The 17704-nt window shown below is 67.1% G+C and carries 9 protein-coding genes; 2 read left to right on the forward strand and 7 right to left on the reverse strand.

The features are described from left to right. Positions 1 to 50: 50 nt before the first annotated feature. The 7 genes from AB0L34_RS15790 to AB0L34_RS15820 form a co-directional block, all read right to left on the reverse strand. Positions 51 to 578 carry a DUF4352 domain-containing protein gene (locus AB0L34_RS15790; protein WP_132239105.1) on the reverse strand — a complete coding sequence of 176 codons (528 nt, stop codon included), beginning with the start codon at positions 576 to 578 and terminating at the stop codon, positions 51 to 53. Between the two features lie 333 nt (positions 579 to 911). Then, entirely contained in the window at positions 912 to 1277 is a 366-nt protein-coding gene (locus AB0L34_RS15795) for a hypothetical protein (RefSeq protein WP_363705201.1), read from the reverse strand. Between the two features lie 134 nt (positions 1278 to 1411). Next, positions 1412 to 2626 (reverse strand): hypothetical protein, encoded by a 1215-nt coding sequence (locus tag AB0L34_RS15800; protein ID WP_363705202.1) that lies wholly within the window; start codon positions 2624 to 2626, stop codon positions 1412 to 1414. Positions 2627 to 2796: 170 nt separating this feature from the next. After that, complete coding sequence (locus AB0L34_RS15805; protein ID WP_363705203.1) at positions 2797 to 5988, reverse strand: type I restriction endonuclease subunit R; 3192 nt, start codon at positions 5986 to 5988, stop codon at positions 2797 to 2799. A 51-nt stretch (positions 5989 to 6039) separates the two neighbouring features. Beyond that, positions 6040 to 7254: a restriction endonuclease subunit S gene (locus AB0L34_RS15810; RefSeq protein ID WP_363705204.1), complete on the reverse strand. Its 1215-nt coding sequence runs from the start codon at positions 7252 to 7254 to the stop codon at positions 6040 to 6042. Beyond that, positions 7251 to 8819 carry a class I SAM-dependent DNA methyltransferase gene (locus AB0L34_RS15815; RefSeq protein ID WP_363705205.1) on the reverse strand — a complete coding sequence of 523 codons (1569 nt, stop codon included), beginning with the start codon at positions 8817 to 8819 and terminating at the stop codon, positions 7251 to 7253. The genes AB0L34_RS15810 and AB0L34_RS15815 overlap by 4 nt, the downstream gene beginning before the upstream one ends. A 65-nt stretch (positions 8820 to 8884) precedes the next feature. Next, positions 8885 to 10954, reverse strand: a complete 2070-nt coding sequence (locus AB0L34_RS15820; protein ID WP_363705206.1) for an SAM-dependent DNA methyltransferase — start codon at positions 10952 to 10954, stop codon at positions 8885 to 8887. Between the two features lie 198 nt (positions 10955 to 11152). Between AB0L34_RS15820 and AB0L34_RS15825 the strand changes: the two genes are divergently transcribed. Beyond that, entirely contained in the window at positions 11153 to 11665 is a 513-nt protein-coding gene (locus AB0L34_RS15825; RefSeq protein ID WP_363705207.1) for a hypothetical protein, read from the forward strand. Positions 11666 to 11976: 311 nt separating this feature from the next. Next, the gene (locus tag AB0L34_RS15830; protein WP_363705208.1) at positions 11977 to 17505 is read left to right on the forward strand and encodes a DUF3320 domain-containing protein; all 5529 of its coding nucleotides are present in this window, start codon (positions 11977 to 11979) and stop codon (positions 17503 to 17505) included. Positions 17506 to 17704 lie beyond the last annotated feature (199 nt).

The following is a 17704-nucleotide window of genomic DNA, read 5'->3' on the forward strand; positions in this document are numbered from 1 at the left end:
TGTGGTGCGCCGAGGGCGGGCTTCGCGGGGCCCGCCCCTGGCGCGAGGAGTCAGCTCAGGGCGACGGTGACGCCGCCGGAGAACGGCGAGTCGTGCAGCTCGAGCTTGGTGAGCTTGACGTTCTTCGGGATGTCGAAGACCACGACGCCGGTGACCTGGTTGCCGGGGTTGATGTCGTTGAGGAACGTTTCGGCGTTCTTGTTGGCGTAGATGGCCGCGCCGGTGTCGGAGGAGTACTCGGTGCCGTCGGCCGCGTACGCCTTCTGGCTGCTGCCGTCGAACATCTGGGCTTCCTTGCCGATGTTCTTGACGTTGATCGTGACCAGGCAGAACTGGCCCTGCGCCTTCTCGCCGAGCACGCTGTCGCCGACCTTGGCGACGCCGCACTTGGACGACTTCACCGTGAACTCGAACTTCCCGTCCCGGGCGGGCTGGCCGATCTTCGCAGTCTTCGGCGTGTCGTCACCCTTGGCGCCCCCGGCGTCGGCCTTGCTGGTGGCGTCATCGGTGGTGCCGGCACCGCAGCCGAGCGCGATGAGGCCGGTGGAGAGCAGGGCGAGGGTAGCGATCTTGCGCATGCTGAAGCTCCTGTCTGCAGAAGAGGGATTGCTGGTCGACTCGCCGGATCGGCGCTCCGTCGACGCCCGTAAATAACAGCAGGAGCTACAACCTGCAGTCCAACTCTCTGACCCTTAGAAGGTGATAACCCCCGTTACCAACACGGGCTACGCAGCATCGACTGCGTTCTGCTGTGCGTTCGCGCAACAATGAATGGCTCGGAGGTTGGAGGTGTAAACGTTCTTGACGCGAGCGCTGACCTCATTGCGCTTCTCAAGATCGACAGCTTGCTGGGTGCGGAGTCCTGTTGTCACCACGTGGCGCTGCCGGTACTCACGCTTCCCGCAGCCCTGTTAGGACGAGCGCAGTCGTCCACCGTTTACGCGAGGTCCTCGACTGGGCGGTGGCGACCGACGCGCCCAACGATCGGCGATCGAGGCGAATCCCCGCAGCCACCTCATCTCCTCGCCGGACTGACCGGTCAGGCTCGCTCGCGTCAGCCCGTGGGCAGCCGCCAACAGCTCAGCGCGGAAGAGGACCGTGGGGCGACGATCGGGGCAATCTGTCTGCATCACCTCGATGAGGAGCCGCTGCACGGCGACGGGCACATCAAGCGGCAGGTGGTCGACGAGTTCCGCGATCACGACGACGCCCTGCTGTTCCGGTTGAAGCGGCACCCTGCCCTCGTCCAGCACGCCCGGCGCCGGCTGATCGTGCACGGCGTCTCCCGGAGTAGCTGGCGGCTTGAGGTCGCGCCAGACCTGTCGGAAGCAGCTAGCGTCGCTGCGGCCGCGGCCGGCCCTGGCGATCCTGCGGGATGGCGCAGCTGCGCCCAATCTATTCGATCAAGCGGTCACTCCCAGAGCAGCCCCTGTTGACTGTCCTGCACCCCGGCTGCTGCTCGCCTCGGCTGGAAGGACCTCCTGCTGGACGTGCGCCACGACGAAGGGCGCCGCCCTGATTCGTCGCTGAAAACACCGATGCTCACGGACTTACGCTGCTGCAGCGACAGCTCGATCTCCTGCGCGACGATTTCCGTGGCGGAACCAGTGGTGCCGACGCAACCCAACGCTACCAACTGAGCGAATAGGGTGCTGGTCAGGTAGTCCCTCACCGTGTGGAAGTCCAGGTAGTTGGGGGCATCCGGGCGCTCAAGATGCTTCTCGACCTGCTGTCGAGGCATGCACATACCGGAGATCATTGAGGTGCTGTCAACGTCCAGAGTGTCGAGCTGACAGATCTTCACGAAGCTGGGCGTCGGAACCATGCGGTAATCACCGCCTGGTTCTCCCTGTCCGCACTTGTCGTCGAGGGCCCGCATCACGTCGAGTTGTTGCCGGAAGTGGTCGTCGACACGACATCGCCAGGACGCACCGTGCGAGACCATCCGCTTGTACTGGACCAGTACAAAACTGCGTCGTTGCTGGTGGTAGTAGATGAGGTCAGTGCCGAGCCGGGTTTCGATCGGCCAGCGGTTGACGTTCATGATCTCCAACGTTCGCCCATTACCACCGGTGAATTTTCGCACCGCCAGCCGGTCGCTCTCTTGGCGGGTCCAGCCGAGGAATGTGTTCGCGTCGTGCTCGACCATCGGATCTTCTCGTGGCGTGACGCCAGGCATCGGAGGAAGAAAAGAGTCGCGGCTGGTAATGCCGACAATTTCGTCCTCAGTGAGGAAGCCTCCGTCCGGTATTAGGTCGGGAGCGCCCGTGAACGCGCACAGAGAGGCGGCGCAATCCCGTTCCTCGGCCAGCGCTGCCTTGTGGGGCGCCGGTAGGTCGATGTCCCGGATGCCGAACAGTGACCCGATCACTGGTTCAAGTCCGGGATCTTCGGTCAACAGAACGTCGAGCACAATCTCGCTAGCCTTGTCGGTCAGCTTGCCTTGGCCATCTAGGGGGCGTTGCTGGTCCTTTCGAAGTACCGCCCGCAGACGGTTGACCTCAAGTGGACGTCGGAGTTCGGTGAGGGCTCGCAGCCGAAACGCCCACCGGATGTCGTCGGCTCGGCTATCGTCCTCGACGCCCGCCAGAAAGTGCACGGCTCCCCGATACGAGATCAGGACCACCGAAGCTCCGACCCGCGATCGCACGGGGAAGGAGACCCTGCACTCACCCTCTCCACTTCCGCGTGCTCGCCGATCAGCGACCTCCCGCAAGTAGGAGATGCAGGCCTCGTCGGCGAACAGGATCCCTAGCTGTCGACCCACGGCGCCTCCTTACGTCCGAGCCGATGTCGCTACTTGGCGGTCGCTCCGGGCGACCACTCGTTGGCGAAGGTCTCCATCTGACGGATGACCAGGTCGACCGCGGCGCGCTCGTGGTCCGGCGGGTAGTCGTAGCGGGCCAGCAGCCGGCGGATGTGACTGCGCAGCTTGGCGCGTACCGGCTCGCGGGAGAACCAGTCCACAGTGATCGACGACTGGATCGACTTCACCAGCTCTCGTGCGATCTCTGCGAGGGTGCCGACGCCCATGAGCTCCGTGGCCGCCCCGTTCTGGGCGACGGCGTCGTAGAAGGCCAGTTCGGCGTGGTTGAGCGGAGGGTCGAACTGCTGGCCGCGCCGAGCGTCCGCAGAGACCTGCTTGGCCAGCTCGACCAGCTCGACGATCAGCTGCGCGCTGGTCAGCTGCTGGCGCATGTAGCGGTTCATCAGGTCTTCGAGCTGGGCGGAGAAGCGTTCCTGACGGACCACGTTGTGCTTGGTGACCTCGCGCATCTTCCGCTCGATCAGCCGGCGCAGCGCTGCGGCGGCCAGGTGTGGGGTCTCCGAGTCCTGCAGGCGCTGCAACGCCACCCCGTTGAGTTCGGTGATGTCGAGCTTGCCGAGGCCCGCCTCCTCGTAGATGTCGGTGATGTCGGCGGCGTCGACCACCTCGGCGGCGAGCTGGGACAGGTAGCGTTCCACCTCGGCCGTGTTGGGCAGGCCCTTGGCCTCTCGGTCGGCGGCCTCCTCCTTGACGATCCAGACCCGGACGTCGCGGAAGTAGTGGATGTCGCGGCGCATCCGCTGAATGTTGCCAGCGCGTTCGGCGAAGTCGCGGCTGGTCGCGCAGAGCGTGTAGAACCGTTCCAGCCGGCCCGCTGAGTCACGGAAACGCCGGTGCAGCGGCTTCGTGCCGGGTTCGACGTCGTTGCCGGGGGTTCGCGGGTTGCGCAGGAAGTTGGCGGCCTTCTTCACTGCCCGGCGCCAGCGGGTCGGGTCCGTCTCGTCGTCCAGGATCTCCCGCCACTTGACCGGGGTCAGCATGGCCTCGAGGACGGAGATCTCGTTGTGCACCTCACTGATCGCGCGCTCGATCTCGCGGCCAAGGGTCTGGTCCTCCTGGTCGCTGGGCGTGTACTCGGTGAGCGCCTTGCGCAGGTTCTCGGTCAGCGGGGCGTAGCCGACCAGCAGGCCGTCCTGCTTCTCCCGGAACCGGCGGTTGACCCGGGCCAGCGCCTGCATCAGGTTGGCGCCCTTCATCGGCCGGTCCATGTAGATGGTGTGGATCGGCGGCGCGTCGTAGCCGGTGAGCAGCATCGAGTGCACGATCAGCAGCTCCAGCTTGTCGTCCGGGTCCTTGGCGCGGGCCTGGATGGTCTTCTGCTGCGACGGGCGCAGGTGATGCGGGCGCAGCACCTCCTTGTCGCTGGGCACCCCATGGAAGACGATCTTCATCTTGCCCTTGTCGACGGCCGGGTCCGCCCAGTCGGGCCGAAGCTCCTTGAGGGCGTCGAAGACGCGGACGCAGATCTCCCGGGTCGCGCAGACCAGCATCGCCTTGCCCGGCCCGCCGAGTTGCGGCCGCATGAGTTCCCGCCGCTTCTCCCAGTGCTCGACGAGGTCCTTCGCAAGGGTCTCGACCCGGTCGGGGGCACCGTAGACGGTGTTCATGGTGGCCGCGTACGCCTCGGCCCTGCGGCGCTCCGCGTCGTCCAGGCTGGCGGTGAGTTTCTCCACCTGCTCGTCGATGCTCTCCGGGTCGATGTCGGGCGGCAGCGACACCGGGATGATCCGCGGCTCGTGGTAGACCCGCACGGTCGCCTCGTCGTCGACGGCACGCTTGAGGTCGTACACATCGATGTAGTCGCCGAAGACGGCGCGGGTGTTCACCTCGGCGGTGGCGATCGGGGTGCCGGTGAAGGCGATGAACGTGGCGTGCGGCAGTGCGTCACGCACGTGCCGGGCGTAGCCGTCCAGGCTGTCGTAGTGGCTGCGGTGCGCCTCGTCGACGATCACCAGGATGTTGCGCCGGTCGGAGAGGAGCGGATGCGGCCTCCCGGCGTCGCGCTCTTCTTTTGTACGCCCGAACTTCTGCAAGGTGGTGAAGATAATGCCGCCGGCGTTCCGGTTCGACAGCTTGTCCCGCAGTTCGGCGCGGGTATCGGCCTGCTCCGGCTCCTGGCCCAGCAGCGTCTGGCTGTCGAGGAATGTGTCGAAGAGTTGGTCGTCGAGGTCGTTGCGGTCGGTGAGCACCACGATGGTCGGATTCTTTAGTGCGGGGTGGCGGGTGGTCAGCGCCGCCGTGCACACCATCTCCTCGGACTTGCCGGAGCCCTGGGTGTGCCAGACGACGCCCGCCTTCCCGTCGCTCTGCGATGCCCGCACGATGCACTCGACGGCCCGGACGACCGCGAAGTGTTGGTGCGCCTTCGCGATCCGTTTCGCCTTCGACGTGAAGTTGACGAAGCCGCCGGTGAGCTCCAGGAAGCGCCGCTGGTTGAACAATCCGTAGAGGGCGACGATGAGTGCTTCCGGGCCGTCGTAGTCGGGCGAGGTGGTGTCAACGCGTTCCCCCTCGTCGTCGACGTTCCACGGCGCGAAGTGCTCGTAGGGGGTGAACGGGGTGCCGTACTTCGCGGTGACCCCGTCGGAGATCAGGCACAGCACGGCGTGCCGGAAGGCCAGCGGGAACTCCGCGAGGTACGCCTGAAGTTGGGCGTGCGCGCCCGTCAGGGTGGCGTTCTCGTCGGCGGCGTTCTTCAGCTCGACGATCGCGACCGGCAGACCGTTGAGGTACAGCACGATGTCGAACCGGCGTCGGGAGTCGCCGTCGACGATCGTGACCTGGTTGATCGCCCGGTAGACGTTGCGGTCGGCGTCGTCCAGGTCGGCCAGGCGCACGGTGGGGTTGTGCTCGGCACCGAACGCGTCGGTGTACGTGATCGAGCGGATACCGTAGACCAGCCGCTCGTGGGCCGCCCGGTTCTCGGCGAACGCTTCCCGGGAGGCCACGTCGGTGGCGGCCCGCACCGCGTCGGCGACCGCCGTGGGCGGCAGGTCGGGGTTGAGCCGCTCGATCGCGGCCCGCAGGTCCTCGACGAACACCAGATCCGCCCAAGACTGCCGCTGCCCCGACCCCGGCGCGAAATCCTTCCCGGAACCCGGCTCCCACCCAAGCTCACCGAGGTGGTCCAGCGCGAGCGCCTCCCAATCCGCCTCGCTCATCCACCCGTCCCCACCCATCCCCAGCCCCTCCCCGTAAACCGGCTCGGCCAACTAAACCGCTTCTTCGGCGACCTTCTCGGCGTCCCTGACCCGCAACCGCCCCGACATCAGCTCTGGCAGCAGTCTGTGCCGTAGTTCGAGCAGGGTCAGGGACTCCTGCTCGGCCACCAACGCGCGCTGCCACAGGCCCTCGGCCTGGGGGTCGAGATACTCGACGGCGCTGCGCGCCGGCACCCATACCTCCTCGTCCAGGTGGCGTCGCTGGATGTGCCCCATCGTCGTCGCCTTGTCCGCGGCGATGGCGCGATAGTCGGCGATCTTTGACTTCACCGCTTCGAAGGCGAGCCACTTCGGATTGTCGCCGCGTGGGATCACCTTGAAGATGTGTTGATTAATGATCGCCTCGGGGCGGAACCACCGGGCCACCGCGAGTGACCCGGACCAGGAGAACAAGACGTCACCGGCGCGGGCGAGGTGCTTCTCGTCCACCGTTATGTCGTTGTACACCGTCGACGGACCCGGGCCGGAGTTGATCTCCGCGATGCGGACCACCATGCGGCCCTTTCCGGTCGCATCCTTGGTGAAGGCGCGGCCGTTGACGAACTCGGCCACCTGTGACAAGGGTTGCGCGACGAAGTCGTCCGGCCGCCGCTGGTGCGCGGCCTGCAGCAGAGCTGACCGAAGGGTGTCGGCGGTCGTGGCGATTTGGTCGTTGACCGAGATCTTGTCGTCGATCGAGCTCAGCAGCGCGATGATCCGCTGCTGCTCGGCGAGCGGTGGCACCCGCAGCCGTTCCGCGTCGAGGAATCGCTCGAACTGGAAGTTGCTGATCCCGGTAGACTGGTTCTCGTAGGCGCCCGCGCGCCCCGAGTGGTACATGTCCTGCAGGCCGTAGTACGCATATCGGGGCTCGACCCGGGTGGTATCGAACCGGACCACCCGGCAGAAGCTCGCGGGAATCACGGGGTCCGCGAAGGACGACAGCACCTTCTCCCCGATGAACAGCGTGCGGCCGGTTGTCTGACCGCGGGCGGCGCTGCCGCCCGAGATCTCCAGCACTACGTCACCGGGCCGCAGGACACGCTGGGCGAGCTTGGAACGCTTCTCCCACCGTCGCGGCACCGCATTCACACGCCCGGTGCGCACCGACGCGAAATCGGTGCCGCGAATGACCGACACCTGGTCGTGGTCGTCGAGCGGGGTGTCGGACCCCCAGCCCCCGCCCCTGGCGAAGACAACCAGGTCCCGGAACGGGTGCTCACTCATCCGAGCCTCCTGAGCTGCCCACGGAGCTCCTGTTCGAGCCGGGACGACTCGTCGAAGTGGGCGTACAACTCCTTGGTGAGGCGCTCGACGCGGTCGGCGAGCGGCTCGGCGTCCGGGTCTTGCTCGGCTTCGGCGGCGCCCACGTAGCGGCCAGGGGTGAGGACGTAATCGTGGGCGGCCACCTCGTCGATCTTCGCGGAGTAGCAGAAGCCCGGCACGTCTTCGTACGTCTGGCCCTTGGTCTTGGCGGACTTGGTGCCGCGCCAGGCGTGGTAGGTGTCCGCGATCTTGGCGATGTCGTCGTCGGTGAAGACGCGCTCGGTGCGGTCGATCATGGTGCCGAAATCGCGGGCGTCGATGAAGAGGATCTCGCCGCGCCGGTCAGCCAGCGCCTTCGCACCCTGCGGGGTCTTGTCCTTGGTCAGGAACCACAGACAGGCGGGAATCGCGGTGGTGCGGAACAGGTTCGGCGGGAGAGCGACCATGCAGGCCACCAGGTCCGCCTCGACCATCGCACGGCGGATGTCGCCTTCGCCGGACTGCTTGGAGGACATGGAGCCGTTGGCGAGGACTACGCCTGCACTGCCGCGGTCACCGAGCTTAAAGAGGATGTGCTGGAGCCAGGCGTAGTTGGCGTTGCTCTGCGGCGGCGTCCCGTAGCGCCAGCGCGGGTCACCCACCTTGCGTGCCCAGTCGCTCATGTTGAACGGCGGGTTCGCCATGATGAAGTCGGCCCGCCGGTCCGGGTGCTTGTCGTCGGCGAACGTGTCGGCCCAGCGGTCGCCGATGCCAACCGGGTCCATGCCGTGGATGGCCAGGTTCATCTTCGCCAGCCGCCAGGTGCGCTCGTTGGCTTCCTGCCCGTAGACGGCGATGTCGTGGGTGTGGTCGCGGCCGGCGCGGGCCTCGACGAACTTCTTGGACTGTACGAACATGCCGCCGGATCCGCAGCACGGGTCGTAGACCCGGCCCTCGTAGGGCTCCAGCACCTCGACAAGAACCCGTACCACGCTGGACGGCGTGTAGAACTCGCCGGCCCGCTTGCCCTCGGCGCGGGCGAAGCGCTCCAGGAAGTACTCGTACACCTCGCCGAGGACGTCCTGTGCCTTCCGGTCGCCGTGGCCGGTGAAGCGGGCGTCGCTGATCAGATCGACGAGCTCCTTGAGGCGCTTCTGGTCGACGTTGTCCCGGTTGAAGATCTTCGGGAGGACGCCGGTCAGCGCCCGGTTCTCCTGCATGATCGCGTCCATGGCGTTGTCGAGCAGCTCGCCGACGCCGCCGGGGGCGTTCTCCACCAGGTAGTCCCAGCGGGCGTTCTCCGGAACCCAGAAGACGTTGGCGCTGGTGTACTCGTCGCGTTCGTCGAGGAACTCGGCGCGGCGGTTCTCCGGGATGTCGGACAGACTGTCGGCGATCTGATCGCGGCGCTCGGCGAAGGCGTCGGAGACGTACTTGAGGAAGACCAGGCCGAGGACGAACTCCTTGTACTGCGCGGCGTCCATGGAGCCACGCAGCTTGTCGGCGGCCTTCCACAGGATGTCCTGGATCTGCTTGGTGCTGGACATGCCGGGCAGCTCGCCCTGTCCGTTGGCACGTTTGCGTGGGGGCACTGTGTGTTCCGATCTCTCGTTCAGGAGTTCGTACCGTACAGAGTCGTGAGGGTGCCGTCGGCGAAGCCGGTTACGGCGAGGTCGCGAAGCTCGGCGAGTAGGCCGGCCTGCCGCTGCAGTAACCGCTCACGCTCGCCGAGGCGGCGCAGCACCTCGTCCAGGCGGACCGCCTCGTCCCGGCTCAGGTCAGGGATAGTCACGTCCCGTAGCCGTGGACCGCGAACCGCGCCAGGGCTGCGCGTGGTGTTGCGTGCGGTGTCGAGCAGCGCCTTCAGGACTCGCGGGGTGAGGGCGTCGCCGGGGGAGACGCGCAGGCCGCGAGCCGGGAACTCGATCACCGAAAAGCCGTCCTCGTCGAGAAAGACACCGAACTGGGGGACCATGGTGACTACGAGATCACCCGGTTCGGTGAGGCCGACGTGGGGGTACTCAGCGGCGAGCGTGAGTCGGTCCATCCAGCGCTTGGACGACTGCGCGATGACCTCCGTGGCGCCAAAGACTCGGTGGTGACCCCGCTGTCCGACATGCTCGGGGGACAGGCGGTGGCCGGGAAGGGAGCGGACCCGGCGAGCGGTGCGCAGCGCGCCGAGGGAGAGCTCCTTCGGGCGGCTTCCGTCACGTTGTGCCGCCCCGGTGCTCAGGGGACCGTGTTCCTTCGCGTACCGGATGGCCTCGTGCTCCGCGTCGGTGAGGCGACCCTCGATCTCGCCGATCAGCGCGGGGCGGTCGGCAGCCAGGCGGGCGCGCATGGTGACCGAGGCCGGACCCGGCGGCCGCAGCGCCGCACCGCGGCGCAGGTCGAGGGCGTCGAGCGGGACTACCCAGCCGGTCCGCGGGTCGTGGCCGTCGCGCCGGTAGCCCTCGGCCCGCCACAGCAGGATGTCCTCGGCCGCGGCCTCCGCGACGCGCTGATCGAGCGCGGCGCCACTGACATCGGCGAGTAACAGACGGCCCTGGGCGGCTGGAACCGGGTCGCGGGTGAGCAGCCACAGGGCAGCGGAGTGGCCGGGGCGAGCCGGAAAGATGCCGCCGGGCAGTCGTACCACCGCCTCGACGAGGCCGCTGGTCAGCAGGTCGGCCCGCTTGGTGATCGCGTTGGTGTCGCGCACGGCGTCGACCAGGCTGGCGGCGGGGCCGACCACGACGGCGGTGCAGCCGGGGCCGAGCCGGTCGGCGATGTCGCTGATCTTGTCGAGGTCTTCGGCCGGGTCGCGCTGCTCGGTCGGCTGGTAGGGCAGCCGGGTCACAATTACGTCTACGTCGGCGAACTCGTCGTTCAGCTCGTCCGGAACCACCTCGATGTTGAACTCGGGGACACCGGCCAGCAGCAGCCGGCGGCGGATCAGGCGGGCCAGCGCCGGATCCGGCTGAGCGGCGTTGAAACTAAGCGCCTCAGGCTCCTGGTCGTTCAACACCGCGGCGAGCAGGTCGCCCGAGCCTGCGTACGGGTCACCGACCGTGATTCGGCTTCGGGCGCGTAACCGGCCCGGCACGTCGGCGGCCAGGCGGATCAGAGTGACCAGGTGCGGGGTAAGTGCGTCGGCACCCAGCTCCGGCCAGCCGAGGCGGGCGGCGCTGGCCAGCAGGAACCGGTATGCCCGGTCGACCTCATAGGCACCCTCGATCACTTGCTCGACCATCCCCGGAAGATCGGCCAGGGCGGGCGCATCCTGCAGGTCTGAGAGGAGAAAATCGTCCTCCGGGTCGAACCGGCGGGCCGCCTTCATCGGATCGGCCGACAGTGCCTGGCCGGACATCTCCCGCAGGCACAGAGCGGCGCCTAAGGAGAGCACCAGGCGTCGGCCGCCGTGCTCACGGGCGTACGCGGTGAGGGTGTGCAGAGCGCGCTCGGCACGCAAGGTTTCCGGGGCAGCGTTGCCCAGCTTGCGGTCCAGCAGCCAGTTCAGGGCCGCGTCGGCGGGGAAGAGCAACTGACCGCCAGCGCCGGGCACCGGGGCGGGGAAGTCGGGGTACCGGCGCCGCCAAGTCGTCACCACCGGGCGCTCGACTTGCGCCAACTGGGCGATTTCGCCCGACGACATGAACTCGGACATCATGCTCTTCACCTCCTCCTGATCGAGGAACTCCACTGTAGGCTTGCATCCCTTGATGTCAACTGCGAGGCTTGATAACTGGGCTTATCAAACAGCCCTTTGCTAGTAGCCCGTGGTGGCGGTTCCCTGGGTCAGCCACAGCGCGAGGTCTGGCTGAGCAACAGGACAGGAAGACCAAGATCGGCATCAAGATCACCGAGATCGAACGGCAGGGCTGAGACTGTGCAGTACTTCGTGGGCACCTACGGGCGGACCGACCACTCGTGGCTCGACGAGCACCCCGAGATAAAGCGACACTTCAAGGAAGATCCGCAGGACTGGCTGGCCGTCTTCCCCTATGAAGTGGCGTTGCGCGACGTGGAGCTGATCAAGGCGGTCGTCGAGCCGAAGACGTTGGGGGAGGTACGCCGGTCGCCGCTTGCGCTTCCGCTCGTCAAAGCCGCGTTCGACGAGCGGGCGGCCATGGACGGCGAGCCGCCGTTCGACGACCTGGGCGACGACGTCCCGTTCGACTGGTACGACGAACTCGACGTCTACTGGCGGCCGGATCCGCGGTTGCGTACGGCGGAGCTGGCGCCGCCTGGCCTGCTCGCCGCCTTCGGCCAGGAGGACCGCGGGTACGGCATGGACTACGAGCCGGCTACGTGGTTGCCGCTCGGAGACCAAGACGCCATCGAAGCGGCGCTGCGTGAGCTGGGTCACGAAATCGTCTACGACGACACCATCCTGAATCGCTACCTAGCCTGAGTCGGCCAGCGCCCGCGGCCGGGCTGCCATCCAGGTCCGGCCCTGGACAGGCAGCGCTTCAAGACCATCCGGATGGCCGAGTGTGGGGGCAGTCGTGTCGCCTCTAAGTTTGAGTTGATCTCCATGAATGATGACATCACTCTCCTCCGGCACCGCACGCACCGCGACCGCTCCCCGGAGCCGCGGCTGAGAACGCCCCGTGGCCTTTCGATCGTCCGGCGGTCGACGTGCCCGGGTGGACATGGAGCGTTGACTTCTCGACGAGCGCCTGCTCGGCGGTGCGGTAACAAGACCTGAGACGTGTAGTACGGATGGAGAAATTCGAAATGGGTGGCGACGCCGGCATGACCGAGAACCTTCCGGCGCAGGATCGGCTGCTGCAGGCGACCATCCGTCAATGGCGTGACAGTCTCATCAACCTCTCCGGCACGAACCGGCTCCTCAACTTCCGACTGAGCAAGTCGGGGGCGTTCCGGGTGCTCGACCCGGCCGCCACGGATGTCCTGGCCGGTTTGAACGCAGGCCGCTACTTCCGGTTCCGTCCCGCGGAGGAGGGCAACGACGAGTCCCAGACGGTACCGACCGAACCGCGCCCCGCCCTCCCCGCAGCGGACCTCGGCAGGCCGGGCAGGGCTTTCCGGGTCGACGTCCTCCGCACGGACAAGCCGGTCAGTGATATGAGCTCGGCACTTCGCAACCTCATGCGTCGGTCGAACCAGGAGTTCCTGGACCGAGGACTATGGATCCTCTATCTCGCCTTCGGCTCGCTCACCTGGACCGACGGTGACAAGGCGCGATACACCAGTCCGCTGCTGCTCGTCCCGGTCCGGCTCGTTCCGACCGGGCCACGACAGCTGCCCATGCTGCAGCGTGCGGACGAAGATCCAGTCGTCAACCCAGCACTCACGCTGAGGCTCAACCAGCTCATGGTCACGCTGCCATCCGTCGACGACCTCGAGGACGTCACCTACGCCGACTTCCTGGCGGAGGTGCGCGCCGCCGTGGCCGCGCACGCCGGTTGGCGAGTCAACGACGAGGTCACCCTCTCCTACTTCTCATTTGCCAAGGAGGCGATGTACCGCGACTTACTCGACAACGAGGCATCTGTCGCCGGACATCCGGTGATCCAGGGGCTGGCAACGGGTGGGCGAGGCTCGGGAGGTGGCGGATTCCTCTTCGACGAGCTGACCGAAGGCCGGATAGACCAGGACATGCCGGCGGAGCAGATCCCGCTGGTGCTCGACGCTGACTCCTCGCAGCGCGCCAGTGTCGCCGCCGCGCTGGCGGGCCGCTCGTTCGTCATGGACGGCCCGCCCGGGACCGGGAAGTCGCAGACCATCGCCAACATGATCGGAGCGCTGCTGCACGCCGGTAAGCGGGTGCTGTTTGTTTCCGAGAAGGCTGCGGCGCTCGAAGTGGTCCGGAACCGGCTCCACGACGTCGGGCTCAGCGCCTACCTGCTCGAGCTGCACTCGCACAAGGCGACGAGAAAGGAGGTCGCGTCGGCCCTGGGGCAGGCATTGGAGACCGTTCCGGTCGCCCCGAGCGGGATGAACGACATCGATCTGGACAACGCTCGACGCCGGCGGGAGGAGCTGAACGCGTACGCCGAGGCCATGAACGTGCCGCGGGCGCCGCTCAACTACTCGCTGCACGACGTCCTCGGCATGATCGCCAACTTGCACCACGTACCCGCCGCTCCGATGAGTGGCATCGCGCCGGTCGATCTAACGGTCGAGATGTTCGGGACCGTGCGGGCCACCGCTGCCGCACTCGCCCGGGCCTGGCGGCCCGCTAGCCAGGGACGTTCCTTCGCCTGGCGCGGCGTCACGCATCGCGGCTCCCTGGACGCCCGTCTCTACGCAGCCGCGTCGGCGCTCGACGCGTTGGCCGGTGTCACCGCGGCCCATGCGCCACTGGCCGCCGCGTTCGACGTCAGCCGGTTGTGCCAGGCGCCCGACCTCACGCGCATCGTCGCTCTCTGCGCGGTACGGCCAGCTGGCGTCCCGCAGCAGTGGCTGACCGCTGCTCAGCTCGACTCGGCCAAGGAATCCGCGGATCGTCTCGCTACGGAGCTCCGGGAGCTTGCCGACCGGCAGGAAGCGGCCAACCGTGCCGCGGGTGTTCCCTGGTCCGAGCTCCCCACCGCGGACAGCACGCCGGATCTCGAAACTTCCTCGCTGGAAAGTCTCACGGTCGCGCCGCTGCACCTGGCATCCCTGACCTCGCAGCAGGCGACGGTGCTTGCCGAGACGTTCGAGCGCGACGCCGAGACACTACGGACCGCCGCGCGCTCGCTCGGTGGGCTGGCCGTCATGCTCGGCCTGCCGCCCGTCGTGTCGTTCGACGATGCTGAGGCGACCCTGGCGGTGGCCGGTCTCGGTCGCAGCGACAGCCGTCCTGAACGTGCGTGGCTCTCGGCCGAGGGCCACGCTGCCGCCATCCAGGCCGCGCGGGCGCTCCAGAAGGCCATCGCCGCACTGCTTGAGGCGCATAAGGCGGCGGCAGGACACTACACCGATGCCGCACTCGTGGCGGACGTCGAAGGCTTGGCGCACCGTTTCATGCATGAGCACCGGGGTCTGAAGAAGCTCAGTGGCGCCTACCGCGCCGACAAACGTGCTCTAGCGGCGTTCACCTGTGCGGGGGTGGAATGGCAGACGGCGCGTGATCAGCTGACGTTGGCGATTGCCTGGAAGCAGGCTGCGGCCGCCTTCAACGAGGCGGAGACTCAGTATGCGTCGGCTCTCGGCACCTACTACGACGGCCGCTCCACTGACTTCGACCTGATCGCCCGGGCGTTGGCGACCGCGGACAGCGCGATTCGCCAGGCCCGCATCGCGGATCTGGCGAAACTTGCCGATCACATCGCCCGTGACGCGATCGCCAACACCAGCGTGCTTTCCGTCGCCGACGAAACACGCGCGCGGCTGCAGGACTGGCGGTCGCGTCTGGCACCGGAGCCGCTGCCTGCTGCACGGCCCGAGCTCGTGCTGCTTCCGATGATGCAGGCAGCCGAATGGTTGCACACCCACCTGGCCCCGCTGCGGTCGGCGTCTGCCCTGGCAGGGTCGGTCAGCAAGGCGACGAACCGGCAACTGACTCTCGCCGAGTCTCGTCACCTGCTCGAGCTGCGCGCGTCCGTGGACGCCGCCTACACCGTGCTTGCGGCACACAACCAGGGCTACTCGTCGATCCTCGGTTCGCTGTACGCCGGCGAGCGGACTGATCTGACAGCGGTGTACACGGCCTTGGACTGGACGGCGCAGATGCGCGCCTACAGGAAGGGCATCGACACGCCCTTGACTGCCGGCCAGGCTGAGGCGCTGGAGAGCGTCGTCCCGACGCCGCAGCTGGGCGACATCGAACGACGGTGGGCCGGGGCGCGCGCCGACCTGCTCGCGGCCTTCGAACCCGGCAGGCACGCGGAACTGGGTTCCGAACTCGACGACTACGCGGAGGCGGACGACCTCATCGCGGCACTGCGCGAGGACAGCGCCGGACAGGACGAGTGGTTCGCGTATCAAAGCGCCCGCGCTGAGCTGGTCGCCGTAGGACTCGAGACCGCCATCGATTTCTGCATTACGGAGGGCTTGAGTGCCGAGCAGGTGCCGCTGGTGCTCGAGCGCGCCCTGCTGCAGGAGTGGGCCGACCATCACCTGCATCAGGATGCGGCCCTACGCGTCGTGCGGGCCGAGGATCGCGACTCACTCGTGGCCGAATACCGTAGCCTGGACCGCGCGCTCATCGCGGGGGCGACCTCGCGGATCATCGCAGCCTGCAATGCGCGCCGGCCCCGCAACAATCTGGGCGAGTCCGGTGTCATCCGCCGCGAAGCCGGCAAGAAGAAGAAGCACATGCCGGTGCGGCTGCTGTTGGAGCGTACGCGCCACGTCACCCAGGCAATCAAGCCGTGCTTCATGATGTCGCCGCTGGCGGTCAGCCAGTATCTCCCGTCGGACATGCGATTTGACGTCGTCATCTTCGACGAGGCCAGTCAGGTCGCACCCGCCGACGCCGTCAACTGCATCTATCGAGGTGCCGCACTGATCACGGCGGGTGACCAGAAGCAGCTCCCGCCGACCAGCTTCTTCACCGCCGGCGTCGCCGACGACAGCGATGAGTGGGATGAGGAAGCCGAGGACGGCGTTGACTTCGAGTCCGTCCTCGACCTCATGAAGGGTTCTGCTGAGTTCCGCGCGCTCACGCTGCGCTGGCACTACCGGTCCCGGCACGAGGCGCTCATTGCCTTCTCGAACTCGTCGTTCTACAAGGGCCGGCTCATCACGTTTCCCGGTGCCGAGGACGTCGGGCCCGACGTGGGTGTGGAACTGTTCCATGTCGCCGGCACCTACCGGCGTGGTTCGTCCCGCGACAATCCCACCGAGGCCGTCAAGGTTGCGGAGAGGGTCATTCACCACTTCGTCACCCGCCCGCACCTCACGCTCGGTGTGGTCAGCTTCTCCGAGGCGCAGGCTGCGGCGATCGAGCACGCCGTGGATCAGGCACGCCAGGACCGGCCGGAGCTCGACAAGTTCTTCACCGACGATCGGCTTGATGGCTTCTTCGTCAAGAACCTGGAGTCGGTGCAGGGCGACGAGCGCGACGTGATGATCTTCTCGATCGGGTACGGGCCGGACGAGGCCGGCAAGACGACGATGAACTTCGGCCCGCTGAACCGGGCCGGCGGGTGGCGGCGATTGAATGTCGCCATCACACGGGCGCGCTTCCGCAACGAAGTCGTCACCAGCGTGCGGGCTTCGGACATCGTTGCTGCTGCCGGTAGCGAAGGGCTGCGGCATCTGCGCCGCTATCTGGACTATGCCGAACGTGGCATTGCGGCCCTGGCGCTGGACACCAGCACCGGCGGTGATGCCGAATCACCGTTCGAGGAGTCGGTCATCAACGTGATCCGCTCCTGGGGCTACGAGGTGACGCCGCAGGTTGGCGCCGCCGGCTACCGGATCGACATGGGCGTGCGTCATCCGGACCGGCCCGGCGTCTACGTGTTGGGCGTCGAGTGCGATGGGTTCCAGTACCACTCATCCAAGGTCGCCCGGGACCGGGACCGGCTGCGTGACCAGGTGCTGCGCGGCCTCGGGTGGCGGTTGCACCGGATCTGGGGCACCGCGTGGTATCGCAATCGGCTTGGCGAGGAAGAGCGCCTACGTGCCGCGATTGAGAAGGCCGTCGCCGCCCCAGTGCGTGGGCTCCTGTCCAGTCTGGAAGAGGCGATCGAGCGTCCCGCCGTCACCATCGAGGCAGCGACCCTCGACGTGCAACCGACTTGGGTGACGCCGTACCGGACGGCGATGGTTGATCGTCTGCCCTACTGGGCGGATCCGGGCGAACGCGGGAGCGCGCACGCCATGCGGGTCGGCGTCGCCGAGGTCGCCGCCGTCGAAGGGCCGGTGCACATCACGGTCATGCACCAGAGGTTGCGCGAGTGCTGGGGCATCGGTCGGATCGGGTCGCGGATCCGGGACAACATCGATGCCGCGATCCGTCAGGCTGGCCTCGACCGTGACGGGGACTTCGTGCGTGTGCCCGGCACTGTCGTCAGCGAGGTCCGTAGCCCCATTGACGTCTGCAGCCGCAGCGTGGAGCAGGTACACGACGACGAGTTGACGCTTGCCTTGACGAATCTCGTCCGAGACACCGGTGGCGTGTCCCGCGACGAGTTGAGCACACACGTAGCCAAGCTGTACGGATGGAACCGGCGTGGACCGGACATTTCCCGGCGGCTTGAACAACTCATCGAGCGCATGGTCGCGGACGGCGTGCTCATCACCAACGGTCACAGCTTGTCAGCCGATCCCTACCAACCGGACAAGCCGTGAGGACGTACCGTCATGCTCGCCGAGCGGCATGCATCTGATAACCGGTCTATCGCAATCGCAGATGAGTAGCGGCCATTTGTCGTTTTCACAAGCACCGACGACATGAGGGGGTTTGATGGGCGACGGCAGGTGGTCCGTCGAGATGGGTTGCTGAAATTCGCTGTCGACGGCATGTAGCGAATGCTCCCGCACTCGATAC

The organism is Micromonospora sp. NPDC052213, from assembly GCF_040679695.1.
Taxonomy (GTDB): domain Bacteria; phylum Actinomycetota; class Actinomycetes; order Mycobacteriales; family Micromonosporaceae; genus Micromonospora.